Raw genomic sequence first — 20,393 nt, 5'->3', positions numbered from 1 at the left:
GTGACGCATGTATGTCCTGTCTTTGTGTGCCGGATATGTCGGCCATTCTTAGTGGTACATGATAGCGCTAATTATACCTGTTGGCGTTCGCCGTGCTCTATGAAAACAATTGCTTATTGCCTATAACGGGAAAGACTCTTGTTATATTTCAAAAGTTCTGGGACAATAATAATCAGATTATAGAGGAAGTTCAAAAAGTCCGCTGCGACCTTTTTGAACTATTTTTAAAAGCACTTATAAGCAAGTAAGACAGAATCTTGACGTGTTGAAAAGAGGGCACTAGATGAATAAGCAATCCATCTATGGATTAACATTGGATCAGTTGGCCGCTTGGTTAGAGGAGCGGGGACATAAGAAGTCACGGGCATCCCAAATATGGGATTATCTATATCGCAAGCGGGTCAAGGATTTCGCTGATATGACAGAAGTAAATGAAGCCAGCGTAGCACTGCTGTCCGAACACTTCGTTATTCATACGCTTAACGAGCATGTGAAGCAGCAATCGGCTGACGGCACAATCAAGTTCTTGTTCAAGCTGCAGGATGGCAACTTGATTGAGACCGTGTTGATGAGACACAAATTCGGGCTGTCGGTATGTGTGACGACTCAGGTTGGCTGCAACATCGGCTGCAGCTTCTGTGCGAGCGGACTGCTGGCGAAGAGCCGCGACTTGTCGAGCGGCGAGATTGTGGAGCAGATTATGAAGGTTCAGCACCATTTGGATGCAGTGGGTGAGGGTGATCTGGTCAGCCATATCGTCGTAATGGGTATCGGAGAGCCATTCGATAACTTTGAGAATATCGTAGACTTCTTGCGGGTTGTTACCGACCATAAAGGTCTGGCAATTGGAGCGAGACGAATTACGGTATCGACGAGCGGATTGGCGAATAAGATTAAAGACTTCGCAGATATTAATCTGCGGGTGAACTTGGCCCTGTCCTTGCATGCGCCGAATGATGAGCTTCGCACGCGCATTATGAAGATTAACCGCGCCATTCCGATTGCAAAGGTGATGGAAGCGATTCGGTACTTCATCAACACGACAAACCAACGGGTGACGCTGGAGTATATTTTGCTGAAGGACGTGAACGATCAGCAGGAGCACGCACTTGAGTTGGTGCAGCTGATTCAAGAGTGGAAGATGCAGGACGAGGTCAATGTGAACCTGATTCCGTACAACCCTGTTGATGAGCACAGCCAGTATCAGCGCAGCGAGCAGGAGTCGATTCGTGGCTTCTATGATGTCATGAAGAAAAATGACATTAGCTGCAGTGTACGGTTGGAGCATGGTACAGACATTGATGCAGCTTGTGGCCAGCTTCGCAGCAAGCAGATTAAGAAAGAAAGCGGTGCTGGTGCCGATCAGGCAGCTATGAGCTAAATAACATTTTGTAGTCAACAAAAGGCGTACCTACCAATGGGTAGGGCGCTTTTTTTCGTGCTGTCTATGAGAAAGTTCTTTGTCCGTCATGCTAAATTTTGCTACAATAAAACCACGTATTCTTATCGAAATTACATAGAAATAGTTTATATGGTGCTGTGCATGCGCAGCTTAATAGGGAAGTCGATGCGAGTTCGACGCGGTCCCGCCACTGTAACGCAGAGCTGACAATCAAGGCTTTTATCCACTGTTAACTGAGTTAACGGGAAGGTAGATTGTCGAGCGATGATGCGAAGCCAGGAGACCTGCCATATAAGTGCTCTATATTTCTCACGAGGATGGGAGGGGGATGTTTATTCGTGCTGCTAGTAGGAGATTACTAGTGTATTTAGCTGCACCGAAGTGGTTACCTAACATCTTTCTAACATGGAAAGGTGTTTTTTTATTGCCTTCATATCGACATATTAAGGAGATCAGACATTGAAGATGATTACGAACAGAATGTTGAAGAAGAGCTTGTCTGCATTACTAAGTATCGTGTTGTTGTTATCTCTTGTACAGCCACAAGTCATAAGAGCGGCTAGTGGGCAGGGTAATACACAACTAAATAACATGATTGAACATACAGTTCAATACTATAAAGATTATTATAATGATGCTTCTAATCAAGATGCTGTAAGTGATTCATGGTGGGAGCTTGTTGCTCTGTGGAGCGCGGGTCAAGATTTGCATGATGGGACTTGGAGATTACCTAAATGGGAAACAAAAGAGCCAAGACTTCGTCCAAATGCAGGAGGCACCGATCATATTCGATATATTTATGGCTTACTTGCGTTAGGAAAGAATCCGGCTCACGCTTGGGAAACGAACCGGAATCTGTGGGCGGAGCTGGCAGCTCAGCAAGATCCAGCAACGGGTGCTATCGGTGGAGTCAATAAACACATTTGGGCAATGATTGCCTTAAGCGCCGGTGAAAAGCTTGGTCAGGATATGGGATCATGGAATGCCGCATCCAAGCAAAAAGCACTCGATTATCTGCTTAAAGCACAATATGCTGACGGAGGTTATGGACTGTCAGCTACTGGAAGCTCGGGTGATACTGACATTACTGGTATGGCGCTGCTTGCACTTGGTCAATACCAAGGACAGAGCGCGGTAGATGCGGCAATTGAACGAGCTAAGGAATTGTTGAAAAACCGCCAATTGGACAACGGAGGGTTTGATTCCGTTGGTACATGGGGATCCGGAGATAATTCCAATAGCTTATCTACATCCGTATCGGGATTGGTTGCTGCAGGCGATGATGTCTTGTCAGCAAAGTGGCAAAATTCCGGCAACACAGTTATTGATGCATATGCACGTTTTCAACAAAATAGTGGATCATTTAAATGGAAAGTAACGGATAACGCTACAAACCGGATGTCCACCGAGCAGGCTCTTGTTGCATTGCTCGATATCAAGCATGGAAAATCGGTATGGAGTCGCCTCGCGGAAGTGAAACTTCCACCGGATCAATCACAGATTAATGTGCAGGTAAGTGTCAAGGGGATTGAAGATGTCATTTATCAACCTAACCTAATTTCCTTGGATGCGACCATTAAAAAGCACACTGCGTTGGATGTATTAAAGTTAGCGCTGGATCAAGTTAATCCACCAATTCCCTACCTCACTTCGGGGAATGGGGATCAAGCAAGACTAACTTCTGTTGCTGGACAAAATGAAGGAAAGCTAGGCGGCAGCGATAGTTGGAAATACAAGGTGAATGGGAATGTTTCATCTGTAGGGGCAGGCGCATACGAGATAAAAGATGGCGATAATCTCTACTTCTACTATGGTCGCCAACCAATGATTTCTACAGTCTCTTCTATTCAACAGGGTGCCGTAAATCCGACGGTCGAAGTGCAGCTCGCGGGGGATACCTTTACGCTCCAAGCGTCGCAGATTGACAGTTGGCTCGTAAAGCCAGGAACGACTGGACTGAAACTAAAATCAGTTTCACTTCTTAATAGTCAAAAAGCAAAGCTTGTATTTGAAGGCCGTGCTGTTACTGGCGACCTAACGGTTCAAGCTCTTGGAGCTGCCGTAACGGGACAAGAGGAAAGCAATGGATTGGTAGTTAGCTTGGAAATTCCTAAATCGATTGGGACTGCCACATTGTCCGTAGAGATTAGAACCGTCGGTCAAGGAGATATCATTGCACCTGTAGCAATACCATTGTATGAAGGAGATACAGCCTTCACAGCTTTAAAAAGAGAACTCGAGGATCGAAACATTGACTTTGACTATAGTGGTTCAGGCAAATCGGTTTATATCAAAGGCATTGATCCACTTTGGGAATTTGATGAGGGGCCGTTAAGCGGCTGGATGTATTCCGTAAATGGGGTATTTCCGAATTATAGCGCGGGGATATATACATTGAAGGACGGGGACGTTCTCCGTTGGCAGTACACGACAGATATGGGTAAGGATATTGGTTCGATAAACGATCCAAGCCCGTCTGGAGACAAGACAATTGTAGTAGGTGAGAACGAAACCACGGTAAATGTGGGGTCGGAACAGGAACCTCTTTCAGAAAATAAAGTGACACTTGTATTTTCAAAGGATGAGCTGCCCCATGTAGCTTCCGTTACGAGCAGTACATATTTAGAAATCCAACCGAGTACATTTGTAATTTCTTCATGGGATCGAAAGCTCGAATTGCCTAGAATTTTAAGTGGAAGCGGTGATATTTTACTTTCTAGGCTGAATGAAGGCTTGTCCCCTTATAACAAAGAGGCAACAGAAATTGATTCCCGTATTAAGCTTGGCGGCGATCAAGATATTCATGTTGATAAGCATGCAACCCTTACTTTGAAGGGGCAAGGCAATAAAGAAGCAGCGCTCATGGATGCCAACGGATCAATCGTAATCATTCCTAAATATGATGATGAGTTGCTTAGATATGATGAGTTCTATTCATATGCCAATAGTGTAGGCGACCTAGTCATTAAGACTAAGCAATTGGGTGAGTTTCTAGCATATATCGCAAAAATAAAAGATACACCCGGCGGAGATAACGGCAATGGAGGAGTCGTTGATCCACCGGTAACTGGCTCAGTAACACTCTCTGTCGAGAAACATTCTATTGGGGAAGGGGACATTATTACTCCTATTTCTGTACCCCTATTCAAGGATGATACAGCGTTTACCGTATTGGAGAGACTGCTAAAGGAGAAGGGGATATCTTTACAATATGCGGGGTCAGGGGACTCGCTTTCTGTACTGTCTATAGCTGACCTAGGTGTGTCCGATAAAGGATCTAACAGTGGGTGGATGTACTCCGTTAATCAAAAGTTCTATGCTCACAGTGCAAACAAGCATAAGCTGGTTGATGGGGATGTCCTTCAATGGAGTTTCACCTGTAATTTAGGGCTTGATATTGGTGGATTACCATCAGGGGATTCTCATTTTCAGTTAAATGAACATACCAAGGAAGTTCTTGTGGGAACGGAGCAAAACATGCTTTCCTCACAAAAGTTGACATTAGAATTCAGAGCGGCAGAACTTCCTAAAATTCTGGCGAATCATACAATTGCCAACTTGAATATTGATAGCGGTACTGAAATTACCTCTCCTTGGAATAATGAATTGGAAATGCCACGGAGTTTGGAAACGAACGAGAGTACGCTGCTAGCTAAAATCAATGCTGAACTGTCATTGAATAACAAAGAGACTTCTCAAATTGATTCCCGTGTAAAAGTCGGCGGTGATCAGCATATTCAATTCAGTAAGCATGTCACTCTTACATTTAAGGGTCAGACGAATCAAGAAGCAGGATTTGTTAATGCAAGTGGGGTATTTACCCCAATCCCGAAATATAGTGATTCATCGGCACGAAAAGACGAGGTTTATTCATACGTTCAAGACGGAAATTTAATTGTTAAAACGACGCACTTTACTGAGTTCGTAACTTATCGTACTAAGGTCAAAGATGATGCGGGCAATGGGGGCGTTGTCAACCCTCCAACCACTAACACAATTACGCTATCAGTTGAAAAGCGCACAATTGGCGAAGGCGATATTATAGCACCAGTGCGCGTAGAACTTCAGGATGGAGAAACGGCCTTTACAGCAATGAAGAGAGCAGTCGACCAAAAAGGCATTTCTATCGATTACACAGGTTCGGGGCCTACGCTTTATGTTAAAGCTATCGACGACTTGGGAGAGTTCGATAAAGGTCCCGAAAGCGGTTGGGTGTACTCTGTAAACGGCAAGTTCCCGAACTATAGCGCTGGTATCTATAACCTGAAGAAGGGCGATGTCCTTCGTTGGCAGTATACGACGAACTTGGGTAAAGACGTCGGCAATAAATTTGATGGAGGTACAGAAACCCCAGGAAAACCTGGATTGCCAGTTCACCCAGGGGGGGCAGGAACGGGCGGTGGCGCGCTTACACCGAAGCAGGTAGAAGAGTCTGCTAAGCTTAAGAGCCTTATTGACGGTGCTTCAGCATGGATACTAAGCAACCGCAAATTCACCGTTCAAGACAACTTTAATGATTGGGACGTCATGGCGCTGGCTCGTTCAGGTAAGAAAGTTCCTTCTACGTATTACGCGATTCTAGAAAACTATGTAAAAGAGAAAAAAGGAGAATTCCGATTAGTTACTGACTATGAACGCATGGCTTTGGCTGTTACGGCAATCGGCAAGGATCCAAGTAATGTAGCAGGCTTCAACCTCTTAGAGAAAATCTATAATAATGGGCGCATGACAAATCAAGGAACGAACGGTCTTGTGTTTGCTTTATTAGCCTTGGATGCGAACAAAACAGTTGTTCCAAACGATGCACTCTGGACAAGGGATAAGCTGATTCAGCAATTACTTGCTCAACAAAATTCAGACGGCGGGTTCCCGCTTAGCAAAGAGTCTAATGCTGTGAGCGACATCGATATGACTGCTATGTCACTGCAGGCATTGGCGAAGTATCAAGATCGTAAAGAGGTCAAAGCAGCCACAGACAAGGCATTGTCTTGGTTGTCATCGCAACAGCTCGCTAACGGCGGATTTAAAGCATGGGGTGTTGAAACGAGTGAGAGCATCTCGCAGGTGATTATTGCGCTGTCCGGTCTTGGAATTGACTTGGAAGACAAGCGATTCGTGAAGAAGGATGGGGATTTGCTGAAAGGACTGCGCACGTATCTCAATACAGACGGCGGATTTGCGCATTCACGAGGCGAAGCAAGTAATTATATGGCTACACAGCAGGCATTGCTTGCGCTGACAGCCTGTGATCGCGTGTTGACGAATCGAACAAGCTTGTATGTGATGACGGACGCCGCATCGACGGGCACGCAGAAGCCAAAGGATGAGAAAATAACGTACACAGACGATGCCTCCATTTCTGCTTGGGCAAAAGAAGCAGTCCATAAAGCAACGGAACTCGGGTTTATGCAGGGTACGGGTAAAGATAAGGACGCATCCCAATTTGAACCGAAGCGGGAATTAAGTCGGGCTGAGTTCGCGGCATTGATCGTCAAATATGCTGGTTTACAGCCACAAGGCACAGATTCAGGCTTTACCGATGTAAGTGCTTCGTCTTGGTATGCAGGATATGTTGCCACTGCGAAGGAAAAAGGTCTTATTTCGGGTGTTTCAGCTAATAAATTTGCACCGAACCAAGCGATTTCGAGACAAGAGATGGCAGCTATGCTTGTACGAATGAAGGGGCTACCGAAGGATGCAGATTCATCGGTAGGACCGAAAGATCAACAGCAAGTAGCTGAGTGGGCATTGCCTTACGTCAAATATGCCTATCAAGCAGGTCTGATGTCGGGTGAGGGCGGTTACTTTAAGCCACAGCTTCATGTGACTAGGGAGATGGCCGCTGTTGTCATGGTAAGACTGCACGGCATTCAATAATTTGCACGATCAGAAAGAAGGAGAGCAATCTCCTTCTTTCCCTATGAGCGGAACTACATGATAGCAAGCTTGCATCATCAACGAGTATGCATGGCATAGAGGTGAGGACATGTCCGAATGGTTTGCGTGGATAAAGCGCAACAAACAGAGATGGATAGCTGGACTGGCAGTACTGGCCATTGTAATTGCCACGGTATGGGTATATGGCGGAAATGGCAGCCAGCCGAAGGATGAGAGGCTGGCTGGTCATACAACGGCACAAGAGCAAGAGCACCCGAGCCAAGCCTCTAAGGATCTGGCAAGTGAGACTGCTAATCTATCCGAACAGAAGCAGGATCAAGGGAATCCAGAATCGTTGCCTCAAGCAACAGCTGATCCCAAGTCTGATACAGTGCAGGGCATAGGAAGCAAAACAGGAGACACGGATAACCCAGATCACAAGGACACTCGCTCTGATCCGTCTACTACAAGTAAAGAATCGGCGAAGGAGAAAGGCCAACAGAAAAATCAGGTTACTGAAACAACGCAGGGAAAAAGCATCGTAAGTAAAGCAACGGAGTCTTCTGTGAAATCGGATGTAACTCCAAAGGATAAAAAACCTTCTGGCACGTCTCCTTCTGCAAAAGAGAGCAAGGGGAATGCAGGCGAAAAGGAGAGCAAGGGCAGCAATAAGCAAGATGGACAGTCTACACCGAACAAAGGAGTTGCTTCTCAGCCAGATGCAAAGCCTCCACAGACTACTACCGTGCAGCTTACGATTGTGGGATCCTCGGATGTCGGTACGATCATGGGCACAGAGGAAATCGAAATTGGCGATTCGGAAACCGTAATGGATGTATTGAAAAAAGCGACGCGTGCTAAGAAGATTCAAATGGACTTCAGCGGTTCCGGTGCAACTGCTTATGTAAAAGGTATTGATAATTTATATGAGTTCGACAAGGGATCAGGGAGCGGCTGGATGTACAGCATTAATAGTAAATTTCCCAACCGCAGCGCAGGCGTATGGCCGATTCATCCTGGAGACCATATTCAATGGCTGTATACGGAGGATCTAGGCAAGGATTTAGGAGTGGGTACTGACGACGGACTATGGGATGGGGAAAGTTAAATGATACACGGCTTCTCCACATTACATCCGCGATTATGTTTCGCATATTTTGCCGTACTGCTGCTCTCATGCATGATGTTCACGCATCCTGTATATTCAGTCCTTACTTTACTTAGTATCGTTCTATTGAATCTATCCTTGGATGGAGGGAGATTGCTCAAGAAGGGGATTAAGGGATACTTAATTATGGCTATAATTATTTTCTTGCTCAATCCCTTCTTCTCTAGTCGTGGAGCTACGATTCTATGGTATGTATTCGACCGTCCGATTACATTGGAATCGATCATATATGGTGCTCTATTCGCATTATCACTGCTCAATATACTGCTGGCATTTGTCGCTTACAATCTCGTCATCACGCCGGAGAAATTATTGTACCTATTAACGCCAATCGCCCCGCGAACGGCCTTTATCATTACGGTAACCCTCCGTTTTGTGCCGCTGTTGACGAGACGGCTGAAGCATATTATGACGGTTCAACGTGTTCTTGGTTACCTGCATCCGAAAGCCAGCAAGAAGCACTTTATGCGCGAAGGCATGGAGACCCTGCATACGTTAATTAGCTGGTCGCTGGAAGAAGCGCTTCAGACAGCTAGCTCTATGCGTGCGAGAGGATATGGCGTTGGGAAGAGGACGAGTGCAGTATCCTACAAGATGGACAAAAGGGATGTCCTTGTATCATGGATCATGGTCGTGACAGGAGCCAATATTGTGATTGGCGGCTTGTTCGGCGTTAATCGGTTCCAAGTGTATCCACGGCTGCAGTCGTTGGAGTGGTCGCCACAGATTTGGCTGCATGCAGCATGTTACTTGGTATTTATCTTCATCCCGATCGTAATGAACGGAAAGGAAGAGCTGTTATGGCGCACTATCAGATCGAAGATGTAAGTTTTCAGTATCCCAATTGTTCAGAGAAGACGCTTGATCATATCACCATCACCATAGAAGAGGGAGAATTCGTGCTGCTGTGCGGCCCATCAGGATCAGGAAAAACTACACTGCTTCGCCAGCTTAAGCGGGAAGTACGGCCGGAAGGCAATCGGAGTGGCAGTATTTATTATAGAGGAATTGGTCTAGATCAACTTGATGAGCGACGATCCATTGAAGAAATCGGGATGGTATTTCAAGATCCAGACAATCAGATTGTCATGAATACGGTGTGGCAGGAATTGACCTTTGGCATGGAGAATCTCGGCTATTCTACCGCGCAAATGCAACGAAGAGTAGGGGAACTCGTACAGTTCTTTGGTATGGAGGAATGGCTTCATCTACCGATACATGAGCTATCTGGCGGGCAAAAGCAGCTGGTCAATTTGGCGTCCGTAATGACATTAAGACCGAGGGTACTGCTGCTGGATGAGCCTACTGCTCAACTTGATCCGATCGCAGCCAAAGAGTTCATCCAATTGCTCTCCCGAATTAATGAAGAATTCTCCCTTACGATTATAATCAGTGAGCACCGAATTGAAGAAGTTGTTCCCCATGCGACGCAGCTTGTCATGCTGAATCAGGGGCAAATTGCATATCTTGGCACTCCTGATCAGGTGATGAAGCAAATATGGAAGGATGAAGATGCATTATTTTTGCCGTATCTTCCATCTATCGGTCGGCTTTATTTGGAAATAGAGAAAGCCAGCGATGCCCGAGCTGTACCTATGAGTGTGAAAGAGGGAAGGAGATGGCTTGCTGGCAAGCAAGAACAACGGCAAGCTGCTGGGAAGAGCCTGTCTGAATCTGTGAAGGTTGATTGGGAGCAAGTAGAGCCATTGTTAACATGCAAAGAGCTGTATTTTACCTATGACAAAAATGCTCCCCTCGTCCTGAAGCGATTGTCCCTATCGATTCATGAGGGTGAATTCTTCGCCCTGCTTGGCGCCAACGGATCTGGGAAGTCCACCTTGCTGCAGCAAATTGCGGGCGCACATAAGCCTCAACGAGGAGACATCTTGTATGCGGGCAAGTCCTTGCTGCGGAAATCTACAGTAGAGCGAAGTCGGATGATTGGGTATGTCGCACAGAATCCGATGCTCTATTTCACTAGAGACACGGTGAGGGAGCAATTGATGGATCGGCTAAGGCGGTTAAGCGAGCATAGCAGCATCGAGAAGCTGAATGAACTCGTAGCACGCTTTGACGTCGAGTCTATTATGGATAAGCATCCGTTCGATATAAGCGGGGGGCAGCAGCAGAAAATAGCGCTCATGCTTGTCTTATTGGCCGATCCGAAGCTGCTGCTGCTGGATGAGCCGACGAAGGGACTCGATCCTATTTCCAAGCACCGGTTGGCTGAATTGCTTGAAATGATACGGGCGGGAGGCACCACAATTGTCATGGTCAGTCATGACATCGAGTTCGCGGCCAGCTATGCATCAAGATGTGGCTTGTTATTCAACGGCGCCATGGTCGCAGTAGAAGACACACGCTCCTTCTTGCAGAGCAACTACTTCTATACAACAACGATTCATCGCACAGTGGGAGATGTTCTGCCCGAAGCGATCACGGTGAAGGATGTATGGGAACAATGGGGAAATTAAAAAGAACGATCTACGTGGGAAGTATGGCAGCGGCCGTAGCCGTAATGGCAGTTGTCTTATGGATGGACAAGTACTACTTGCCCCTGAGCTTTATGATGATCGGGCTCGCGATGCTGCCCTTCTTCATTCGCTTCGAGCGAAAGACAATGAAGGCGGAAGAGATTCTGCTGATTGCGATGCTTGGTGCGATTGCGGCTGTGAGCCGCGTGCCGTTCGCGCCACTGCCTAGTGTGCAGCCGACATCCTTCGTCATTATGATGTCTGCGCTCGTATTTGGACCGGAGGTAGGGTTCCTCGTAGGTAGTATCGCCGCAGTGGTATCGAACATGTTTCTTGGACAAGGGCCGTGGACGCCGTGGCAGATGTTCTGCTGGGGCATGATTGGATTTACGGCAGGCCTGCTGCGAAATACAAGATTCATGAAGAGCTTGTGGGGCAAAAATATATTCGGGTTTTCATGGGGATTCCTGTTCGGTTGGATTATGAATCTATGGTTTCTGATCGGCATGTATGATCATTTGAACTGGAAGGTATTCGTATCTGCTTATGTCGCCAGCTTTTATTTTGATTTAGCACATGCATTGTCGAATGTTTTTTTCATTACGATTTTCTCAGCGATATGGATCAAGATACTGCTGCGGGTGAAAACGAAATACGGATTGCTGACCACGAATGACGGGAAACTGAAGGATATGTAAATATTCAAGCTGTATACTCTAAATCATAGTGCAAAGAGGAGGTTGAATGGTCTTGGACGATGTAAAACAATACTTGCCGACCGATAAATGTGATTATGATTCAATAGATCGGTTGAAGTCACTAAAACCGGAAGAACTCCAAAGGATAATACCGGAATTGCTAGAGTGGATTCAGGATATCAACTGGCCTGTTGCACCTAAGATTATCGAGATTTTGATTCCATTGGATAAGCTTCTGTTGCCGCAGCTCAGGGTCATATTGCGATGTAACGAATACGATTGGATTGAAAATTGTTTGTGGTACTTGGTTCGGAGGTTAAACTCAGATACACTTTTGGAACTGAGAAATGAATTGGTGATGTTGAGCAAAAGCACGAACCCGAACTTTATAGAGTACGAAATTCCTCAGATCTGCAAGGAGATCATGTCGACGCATTCTATGGAATGATGATGAACCGGATCATGTATATCATGATTTTTCAATCTGTTGCGAGGGGGTATTACTAATTGAGTAAGGACTCATTGGATCTGATAAAAAAGGAAATCTATCAGTTAATTAAGTCGATATCAGTCGATCTCAAACTAGAGAAGAAAATAGACGAAAAACAATTTGAAACACTTCTTCATCACTTGGATACATACAAATATCTAATTAGGGATCAAAATGTATTGTGCAGATCATTTGCAGGGGAAATATTTTATTTATTTAGTACGATGGTACTTCAAGCCAAGTATGTGAGATACGATGAACGACTTATGGATCTTATTTTTCAACTTAGATCGTCCCTCTTGTGTGTATTTGGTGAAAGTCAGTTCGATACATAAATTTAGTAATTTTACACCTTGACCCCTTGCACCTTCTTCGATTAACATAGGATCTATAAAGGGGAGTAGCTGTTACAATAAAGTCGTCATTACGAGGATAATCCTCCGGCTTTGTTGGCAACTTCGATTGTTAGCGAGACCTTTACCGACAGGGTAAAGGTCTTTATTTTATGGCCTTTACCGTGATCGGTAAAGGCCATTTTTGTTTTTAAGGAGGGTTGTCCAGGGAAATTTCTCATAATTGTGCGCAATTGAAGAAAAGATATACATGACATGATAAGAGGAGAGGGTACTATGGATTTCTTTACACCAGAGTTCTGGTCCGCGTTGATGGCGATTGTAGTTATTGATTTAGTACTGGCCGGGGATAATGCAATTGTTATTGGGTTAACCGCTCGGAACTTGCCGAAGGAACAGCAGAAGAAAGTCATATTCTGGGGTACTTTTGGAGCGATTGCGCTTCGTTCCTTGTTGACGCTTGCTGTGGTATGGCTGTTGAAAATACCAGGTTTGCTCTTAGCCGGCGGCTTGTTGCTCGTCTGGATTGCGTATAAGCTGCTTGTGGAAGAGAAAAGCCATGATGTCGGGTCTGCTGGAAGCTTGTTGGCAGCCATTAAGACGATCATTATTGCAGATACGGTTATGGGACTGGATAACGTGCTCGCGGTAGCGGGTGCTGCGCATGGAGATTTTGTTCTCGTTGTACTCGGTTTGCTCATTAGTGTTCCTATCGTGGTATGGGGGAGCACGCTTATTATTAAATGGGTGGAGCGGTTCCCAATTATAATCTATATTGGTGCAGGCGTCCTGGCTTGGACAGCAGCGAAGATGATTGTAGATGAGCCAATGGTGAAGGGATTCTTTACAGCGAACCCCGTTCTGAAATGGGGCCTTATCGTTGTCATCATTGTCGGTGTATTGGCAGCAGGAAGAATGAAGAAGCAGAAGCAAGTGAAGCAGGCCGCTTAATAAGAGTGAACAACTGCTTAGCTGAAAACGACGATCTGAGCACCCTAGCAGGGGTGCTCTTCTTATTACTGGAATCAGATGTAAATGGGTGATGCAGACTGATACCTTTTGCGGTATAATAAAACTACACAATAAAATGGAACTTAATTCCACTAGATGGAACATAATGAACTTTGCTTATGTTCTTATTTCATATCTATAGGGGGTTGATCGTTATGGATAATAAGGAACGATTTTCAACTCGAGTCGATGCGTATGTGAAATACCGACCAAGTTATCCAGCGGAGGCTGTGTCGTATTTGTATGATACAGTGAGGTTCCAAGCGGGTGACGAGATTGCGGATATTGGGGCAGGAACAGGGAAGTTTTCGAAGCTGCTGCTCGCCCAAGGAAGTCGCGTTGTAGCAGTTGAGCCGAATGAGCCGATGCGGGAGGCAGCTGTGCAGGAGCTTGGCGGCATCGCGAACTATCGTACAGTCGACGGAGCAGCGGAGGAAACAGGACTGCCTGATCATTCCGTCGATCATATTGTATGTGCGCAGGCATTTCACTGGTTCGACCGCACCGCAGCCAGAGCTGAATTTCAGCGCATCCTGAAGCCTGGCGGTAAGGTTGTCCTGATTTGGAATTCACGATTGCAACAAGGGACTCCATTTCTGGAGGAATACGAGCGGCTGCTGCAGCGGTATGGCACGGATTATGAGAAGGTGCAGCACAAGAACATTTCAGAAGAAGCGCTGTCAGCCTTCTACGCTCCGAATCAAATGACGGTGGCAAGGTACACGATGAGTCAATTGCTCAACGAAGAGGAGCTCGCCGGTAGACTGCTGTCTTCCTCGTATGCACCAGAGCCTGGCCACCCGAACTATGAACCCATGATGGCTGAGCTCACCCGCATATTCGAACGCAATCAGCAGAATGGCGTTGTATCCTTCGATTATGAGACGGAAATCTTCTGGGGCGAAGTGTAGAGAAATAGCCAAGAATAGCATATTGCTTCACATAAGAGAGGAGAAATACCTCTCTTTTTTTGCGTCTGTGTCATATTTGGTATTGACTCTGCCATACATTATGATAGAATCATTATCACTTATAAATCCTATTGTATTACTAGGTATAAATAAGGGGGATATACGATTTGGCACAAATGATCATTACTGGATTGTTATGCGGGATACTGCTCGGGTTTGTCATGCAGCGCGGCCGATTCTGCCTGACAGGTGGATTTCGTGATATGTATTTAGCGAAGGATAATCGAATGTTCTATGCGCTGCTCATCGCTATCACGGTTCAGAGCATCGGCGTATTTGCACTCATCCAGCTTGGCTTGGTGGAGTTCAAGGCAGGCTCGTTTCAATGGCTGAGCACGATCGTAGGCTCATTCATATTCGGCATCGGCATTATTTTGGCGGGAGGCTGCGCGACAGGAACATGGTATCGTGCCGGGGAAGGCTTGATCGGGAGTTGGATTGCCTTATTCGGATATATGGCGATGAGCGCCATTATGAAGTCAGGTGCGCTGCTGCCGGTCAACAATGGGCTAAAGGCGTATGCCGCCCCGAATAACTCCATCCCGGATACATTCGGATTGTCTGTATGGCCGTTCATCGTCGTGCTCGCTCTCGTGACATTATGGCTTGTTGGCAAGCAGCTGCGTAAACCTGCTGTTGCGATTCCAACCTTGCCAGCGAAACGGAAAGGACTCAATCATCTATTGTTCGAAAAGCGCTGGCATCCGTTTGCTACAGCTGCTCTTGTAGGAATCATTGCACTGCTCGCATGGCCGCTGAGCGAAGCGACAGGACGGATGTCCGGTCTTGGCATTACAACGCCGTCAGCAAATCTGTTGCAGTACATGGTGACAGGCGATAGTACCAAGTATGTAAATTGGGGCGTTTTCTTGGTGCTTGGCATCTTTGCAGGCTCTTTCCTGGCAGCGAAGGGAAGCCGCGAGTTTCGCTTCCGGGCACCGGATGCAAAGACAGCTATATCCAGCTTCGGTGGGGGACTTCTCATGGGCTTTGGAGCGAGTTGGGCAGGAGGATGTTCAATTGGCAATGGGCTCGTTATGACGGCCATGATGACTTGGCAAGGATGGGTATCGCTCATTTTCATGATTTTGGGTACATGGACGGCTTCGTATTTCGTATATGTTAGGCCGCGTACTAAGGCAAGTCGTAACCTAAGCACTTCTTATCATGCAAAGACCGTATAGGAGGAGAATGACATGAAAACGAAATTAGCCGTACTGGGCATGGTATGTCCATTTCCGTTAATCGAGGCGAAGGAGGCGATCCAGTCACTGAACAGTGGCGATGAGCTGGTCATCGACTTCGACTGCACGCAAGCTACGGAGAGCATTCCTCGTTGGGCCGCCGAAGCCGGGCATACGATAACGAACTACGAACAAATTGACGATGCATCATGGACGATTACGGTACGTAAAAAATAACCGAGAACATCGACGAACCGTAGCGGAGAGCTTTACGATGCCGCTTCATGCAGCGAACTAAAGAGAGCTGACTAAAGCAAAAAGGTCGAGTTGGGGACAAAGAGAGTCCTGACTCGACCTTTTATTGATTCCCGATTTTTGATGGCTCTAGGAAAGCTTGTACATATCTTAATATGGGCATTTTGGGTATGTATCCACTTCAAGCACTCCAAACTTCCAGATCCATGGTTGGCACGAAAAATAGGAGGAAATTAAGCTTGAAAAACCATAAATATAAATTGACTCTCACGTTACGTGATACTTTATAGTATTTGTTGAAGGGAGGTTACATGGCAATCATGAGAGTAAAAGAAGTGGCGGACATTGTCGGCATTAGCGTGCGTACCTTGCACCATTATGACGAAATCGGACTTCTGTCCCCAGCTCAAGTTACGGATGCGGGTTACAGACAGTATTCAGATGAGGAGCTGGCTATGCTTCAGCAAATCTTGTTCTTTCGAGAGCTGGGCTTCCCGTTGAAAAAGATTAAAGACATTATTCACAGCCCAACATTCGATCAGACCGAAGCGCTCGAACTGCACCGCAGTATGCTGCAAGAGAAGCGCAAGCGCCTGGATGTCATGCTGGAGATGCTGGATAAGACGATACTACATCGAAAAGGAGAAATTCACATGACGAACAAAGAGAAGTTTCAAGGCTTCGACTTCAGTCATAATCCATATGAGCAAGAAGCGCGCAAGCGGTGGGGAGATAAGACTGTTGATGCGTCCAATGCCAAGGTTGGGAATATGACGAAAGAGGAGCAGACCTCCATGGGAGAGAAGATGAATGCGATATACTTCCATCTGGCAGAACTGCGTGGAACTGCGCCGGATTCAGAAGAAGCGCAGGCAGGGATCAAACAATGGTATGACTTCTTGAATACAATGGGCAACTACTCTCCTGAAGCATTCAAGGGACTGGGTCAAATGTATGTAGATGATGCTCGATTCACCAAAAATATCGACAAGTTCGGAGAGGGCCTTGCCATGTTCATGCGCGACGCTATGGCTGTCTTTGCAGATCGAATCAACGAATAGGCTTTGCAGCTTTGTACGAAATACGAGGGAAAGAGCAAGAATGAGCGAAAGATTGCCCCTAGTTGCTGTACGCAGCTAGGGGCTAATTCGTTTTATATCAGTAGCGGGTGCTTTTATATAATCGAACTGATAGCTCTATAGATTCGAGCAGCTGCCTCTATAGATTCAAGATATCACGGATATCCTGCTCGGTTAGGGCAGATATCGCTTCTTCTCCCGGCTGGATGACCTCTTCGATTAAGTTCTTCTTCCGCTGTTGAATCTCATACATCTTGTCCTCAACCGTTCCTTGTGCAACAAGGCGGATGACCTGCACAACCTGCTTCTGCCCAATCCGGTGGGCGCGATCGGCTGCTTGCTGCTCTACGGCAGGATTCCACCAGAGGTCGTACAGAATAACGGTATCTGCACCGGTCAAGTTCAATCCTGTACCTCCTGCCTTCAAGGAGGCTAAGAACAGATCGCGCTCACCTGCATTGAATCGGCTGCACAGCTCCACCCGCTCAGCGCTCGGCGTCTGTCCGTCCAAGTAGAAGTAGGACACTCCTTGTTCCGCCAGCTCTCGTTTGATCAGTGCGAGCATCTCTGTGAACTGGGAGAAGATAAGCGGTCTTCTGCCAGCCTCTCTTGCTTCTGCGATAATCTCCAGCAGCTGTTCGAACTTTGCAGAGCTTCCAGTATAGTCTTCCATGAACAAGCCAGGGTGGCAGCAGAGCTGACGAAGCCTTGTAATCCCAGCCAAAATTTTGATTCGACTCTTCTGGAACCCATCTTCATCCAGATGCTTCAAGGCATCCTTCTGCAGTTTGGCTAAGTATGCGATATACAACTTCTTCTGCTCAGGCAGCAGCTCTGATGCCTGAAGGGATTCGATCTTCTCCGGCAGTTCCTGCAATACATCTGTCTTCAATCTCCGCAGCAGGAACGGGCGGGAGCGCTTCGCTACGACGTCACGCGGAAGGTCGGTGAACTCCTTTCTCCCAGGGAACAATCCGGGAAACACAGCATCGTAAATGGACCATAGCTCCTCCAGCGAATTCTCTACTGGCGTTCCGGTAAGTGCGAAGCAGTACTCGGCTTGGAGAGCCTTCACAGACTGGGCCGTCTGAGTCGTGTAATTTTTGAACGCTTGCGCTTCATCCAGAATGAGCGTGTGGAAAGAGTGCTTGGCGTACCATTCAATATCTCTGCGCAGCAGCGGGTAGGACGTAATGATAACATCGACGCGCTCAAGATGATTCAGCTTGCGGATGCGTTCCGCCTTATTCCCGTCAGCAATGATGGTGCGAACCGATGGCGCGAAGCGCATGAATTCGTTACGCCAATTATACATGAGCGACGCTGGGCAGACGACGAGCGCAGGAAGCTGCCGCTTTTGAATGTCCGGTAGAACAGACACCATGAAGGCGATGCTTTGCAAGGTCTTGCCAAGGCCCATATCATCCGCCAGAATACCGCCGAAGTGATAGTGGGCAAGTGTCTTCAGCCACTGGAACCCATATGCCTGATATTCCCGAAGCACATGAACCAGACTGTCCGGGACGGGGAATTCCAAATGATCCGGGTTGCGCAAATTCTCCAGCAGCTTGCGGAAGGATCTGCCGAATCGTACGGCTTGCCGCTCTCCCTGAGAGTCGATAAGATGCAGCCCGCGCATAACAGGGATACGGAACTCTGCTCCTGAAGCCTCCCCCTGACGAAGGCCCACCTCATTCATGAAGCGAATGATCTCTTGGAACTGTTCGCTTTCAAGCGGCATGAGCGCGCCGTTTGCCATTCGATAGTAGCGCCGTTTTTCCTCGATTGCTTTGAGCAGCCTTCGTATTTCTGCTTCTGATATTCCATCCATCTCAAACTTGAATTCAAGCCAATCGATACGTTCGTCCACATTGACTGAGATTTTGGGAGGAGCGTTCGGGATGAACAATCTCTCCTTTACGGCTGATGTTGCATAGATGTGCAGGATTCGCTGCAGTTGGGGAACGACATGATACATGAAATTATATTCGGCATCCTCATCATCCAAGAAGTATCCGCCTTCCGTCTTTACAAAGGGCGATTGCTCCATAATTTCTAGTATTCGCTGCTCTTTTTCCGTATTCCGCATCAGAATCCGATTCTCTGTATGCTTGTGTCGATTCGGATCCAGTGGATTAATGGAGATATCTCCGTAGTGGAATTCCAACCCCGCAAGCAGGCGATCTCGAATGCGATCAAGATACAGCTTCGCCTGCAGTTCCGGCTGCACGACTCGATCTGCTATCGCTTGCGCTACGCGTACGCTGCCGAGCTTTTGCAAGCCCGGAACCACCTTGTCCATAATTGGACCGATCTGATTAGGTGATATAAGAATCCGTTGCTGGCGACCGCTGCCCAATGTCTTCTTAAGGTCGGAGAGCCGCTTGCATTGCTCAATCGGGGTTGGAATAAAGGCCCCGTTGGCGATGACAGCTCCGTAGCTCTCCAGCACTGTCACTTGTTCTAATCCTTGTACATCAATGCAGTAGGCATCTTTTTCCGCCTCATCTAGCCTGAACTGTATTGGAAGAGGCTCATCTATAACTGAAAGTCCCTCAAATGTTGATCCGTCATGCGCAAGGAGCACAGAAGGAGCTTGTTGAAGGGCAGGTAGTAGGGCGTCCCACGAATAAGGGGGGATGAGCAGCATCCGTTCATCGTTGCCCTGCCTGGCAAGAATGGCGGAATGCGGCATGTGCCGGTAGACATTTTCGTTGCGGTAAATCGCGATCAACTGTTGGATAACGGCAAAATGCTCGGGACGAAAGCAGTGCAGTGACGGATCATAGGAGAAATGCCTTGAAAATACATAGCATTCTCCGCGGTCGATGCACCGCAGCAATTCGCGAATATGCTTTACGATATATCGTCGCTGCGGCCCGACCCTCATTTCAACGGCCAAAAAGGCTTGCTCGTTGCCTGATGAAACCGGGAAGCAGGTGATTTCTACGTCAAGCGGCTGTCTGGTATCGAATAAGGGGCGGACACGGCTTGATTTCAGTGGAGTATCGTCAAATAAACCGAGTATTCGCTGGGCTAGCTGATCATTCCCCGACTCCATATTCATAGTCACTGCTCTCCTTTCTATATGTGAGATGAGTATATATAAAGTGAACGCATGTTCGTGTATGTCGATAGCTATATGATAACAGAAAGCAATAAAAAAGAAACAACAGGACTTTGGAACTATGCGATTGTAGTCGAAATTAAGAATATATTCAGTGCCGATTGGTAAGATGGGAGTTAGGGTATATATTATGGTCAGTAATTACGTTAAAGGCGTAATAGAGCCAATTATGGAAAGTTGACACCACTGACAGGATGTCTGTAGGCATGTATAATAGGGGCTACGGTGAAAATATTGTTTTCAGAAAATACAAAATATCCCTCAAATCACCTAGGGATATGGATGTCACCTGTCGAATGTAATA

General features: G+C 46.8%; 13 protein-coding genes and 1 riboswitch. Of the genes, 12 read left to right on the top strand and 1 reads right to left on the bottom strand.

Annotation, left to right across the window (positions count from 1 at the left end; translation table 11 throughout):
• Positions 1–283: 283 nt before the first annotated feature.
• From rlmN to BLS15_RS24625, 12 genes are all read left to right on the top strand, one after another.
• Positions 284–1,381, top strand: a complete 1,098-nt coding sequence (rlmN, locus tag BLS15_RS24685) for a dual-specificity RNA methyltransferase RlmN (protein ID WP_021257404.1) — start codon at positions 284–286, stop codon at positions 1,379–1,381.
• A 134-nt stretch (positions 1,382–1,515) separates the two neighbouring features.
• Positions 1,516–1,709: riboswitch (cobalamin riboswitch) on the top strand.
• A 158-nt stretch (positions 1,710–1,867) separates the two neighbouring features.
• Positions 1,868–7,279 carry a DUF4430 domain-containing protein gene (locus BLS15_RS24680; RefSeq protein WP_139170720.1) on the top strand — a complete coding sequence of 1,804 codons (5,412 nt, stop codon included), beginning with the start codon at positions 1,868–1,870 and terminating at the stop codon, positions 7,277–7,279.
• Between the two features lie 109 nt (positions 7,280–7,388).
• Positions 7,389–8,387 carry a DUF4430 domain-containing protein gene (locus BLS15_RS24675; RefSeq protein WP_090514272.1) on the top strand — a complete coding sequence of 333 codons (999 nt, stop codon included), beginning with the start codon at positions 7,389–7,391 and terminating at the stop codon, positions 8,385–8,387.
• Positions 8,388–9,275 carry an energy-coupling factor transporter transmembrane component T gene (locus BLS15_RS24670; protein ID WP_021257401.1) on the top strand — a complete coding sequence of 296 codons (888 nt, stop codon included), beginning with the start codon at positions 8,388–8,390 and terminating at the stop codon, positions 9,273–9,275.
• Positions 9,248–10,921, top strand: coding sequence for an ABC transporter ATP-binding protein (locus tag BLS15_RS24665; protein WP_028533300.1), 1,674 nt, complete (start codon positions 9,248–9,250; stop codon positions 10,919–10,921). Before BLS15_RS24670 ends, BLS15_RS24665 begins: the two co-directional genes overlap by 28 nt.
• Before the next feature lie 23 nt (positions 10,922–10,944).
• Entirely contained in the window at positions 10,945–11,619 is a 675-nt protein-coding gene (locus BLS15_RS24660; RefSeq protein ID WP_090514390.1) for an ECF transporter S component, read from the top strand.
• 52 nt (positions 11,620–11,671) lie between these two features.
• Positions 11,672–12,067, top strand: coding sequence for a DUF5071 domain-containing protein (locus BLS15_RS24655; RefSeq protein ID WP_175460834.1), 396 nt, complete (start codon positions 11,672–11,674; stop codon positions 12,065–12,067).
• Between the two features lie 671 nt (positions 12,068–12,738).
• Positions 12,739–13,413 carry a TerC family protein gene (locus tag BLS15_RS24645; RefSeq protein WP_044353835.1) on the top strand — a complete coding sequence of 225 codons (675 nt, stop codon included), beginning with the start codon at positions 12,739–12,741 and terminating at the stop codon, positions 13,411–13,413.
• Positions 13,414–13,628: 215 nt separating this feature from the next.
• On the top strand, positions 13,629–14,384 hold the full coding sequence (locus BLS15_RS24640) for a class I SAM-dependent methyltransferase (RefSeq protein ID WP_090514259.1): 756 nt from the start codon (positions 13,629–13,631) through the stop codon (positions 14,382–14,384).
• Between the two features lie 176 nt (positions 14,385–14,560).
• Positions 14,561–15,628: a YeeE/YedE family protein gene (locus tag BLS15_RS24635; protein ID WP_302848158.1), complete on the top strand. Its 1,068-nt coding sequence runs from the start codon at positions 14,561–14,563 to the stop codon at positions 15,626–15,628.
• A 12-nt stretch (positions 15,629–15,640) separates the two neighbouring features.
• The gene (locus BLS15_RS24630; RefSeq protein WP_021257395.1) at positions 15,641–15,865 is read left to right on the top strand and encodes a sulfurtransferase TusA family protein; all 225 of its coding nucleotides are present in this window, start codon (positions 15,641–15,643) and stop codon (positions 15,863–15,865) included.
• A gap of 338 nt (positions 15,866–16,203) precedes the next feature.
• Positions 16,204–16,944, top strand: coding sequence for a MerR family transcriptional regulator (locus BLS15_RS24625; protein ID WP_090514387.1), 741 nt, complete (start codon positions 16,204–16,206; stop codon positions 16,942–16,944).
• Between the two features lie 157 nt (positions 16,945–17,101).
• On the opposite strand, the gene BLS15_RS24620 is transcribed toward BLS15_RS24625, so the two are convergent.
• Positions 17,102–20,029, bottom strand: coding sequence for a DEAD/DEAH box helicase (locus tag BLS15_RS24620; RefSeq protein ID WP_090514253.1), 2,928 nt, complete (start codon positions 20,027–20,029; stop codon positions 17,102–17,104).
• Between the last annotated feature and the right edge of the window lie 364 nt (positions 20,030–20,393).

Source organism: Paenibacillus sp. cl6col (genome assembly GCF_900102125.1).
GTDB classification, from domain to species: domain Bacteria; phylum Bacillota; class Bacilli; order Paenibacillales; family Paenibacillaceae; genus Paenibacillus_B; species Paenibacillus_B suaedae.
Note: the sequence above shows the minus strand (reverse complement) of the source record. Positions and strands in the feature narration are given on the sequence as shown.

What these genes read in the sequence shown, in the direction of transcription:
- BLS15_RS24635 (WP_302848158.1), top strand. Translation starts at nt 14,561, where the DNA reads ATGATCATTACTGGATTGTTATGCGGGATACTGCTCGGGTTTGTCATG.
- rlmN (WP_021257404.1), top strand. Translation starts at nt 284, where the DNA reads ATGAATAAGCAATCCATCTATGGATTAACATTGGATCAGTTGGCCGCT.
- BLS15_RS24675 (WP_090514272.1), top strand. Translation starts at nt 7,389, where the DNA reads ATGTCCGAATGGTTTGCGTGGATAAAGCGCAACAAACAGAGATGGATA.
- BLS15_RS24660 (WP_090514390.1), top strand. Translation starts at nt 10,945, where the DNA reads ATGGCAGCGGCCGTAGCCGTAATGGCAGTTGTCTTATGGATGGACAAG.
- BLS15_RS24620 (WP_090514253.1), bottom strand. Translation starts at nt 20,029, where the DNA reads ATGAATATGGAGTCGGGGAATGATCAGCTAGCCCAGCGAATACTCGGT.
- BLS15_RS24670 (WP_021257401.1), top strand. Translation starts at nt 8,388, where the DNA reads ATGATACACGGCTTCTCCACATTACATCCGCGATTATGTTTCGCATAT.
- BLS15_RS24665 (WP_028533300.1), top strand. Translation starts at nt 9,248, where the DNA reads ATGGCGCACTATCAGATCGAAGATGTAAGTTTTCAGTATCCCAATTGT.
- BLS15_RS24630 (WP_021257395.1), top strand. Translation starts at nt 15,641, where the DNA reads ATGAAAACGAAATTAGCCGTACTGGGCATGGTATGTCCATTTCCGTTA.
- BLS15_RS24645 (WP_044353835.1), top strand. Translation starts at nt 12,739, where the DNA reads ATGGATTTCTTTACACCAGAGTTCTGGTCCGCGTTGATGGCGATTGTA.
- BLS15_RS24680 (WP_139170720.1), top strand. Translation starts at nt 1,868, where the DNA reads ATGATTACGAACAGAATGTTGAAGAAGAGCTTGTCTGCATTACTAAGT.
- BLS15_RS24640 (WP_090514259.1), top strand. Translation starts at nt 13,629, where the DNA reads ATGGATAATAAGGAACGATTTTCAACTCGAGTCGATGCGTATGTGAAA.
- BLS15_RS24625 (WP_090514387.1), top strand. Translation starts at nt 16,204, where the DNA reads ATGAGAGTAAAAGAAGTGGCGGACATTGTCGGCATTAGCGTGCGTACC.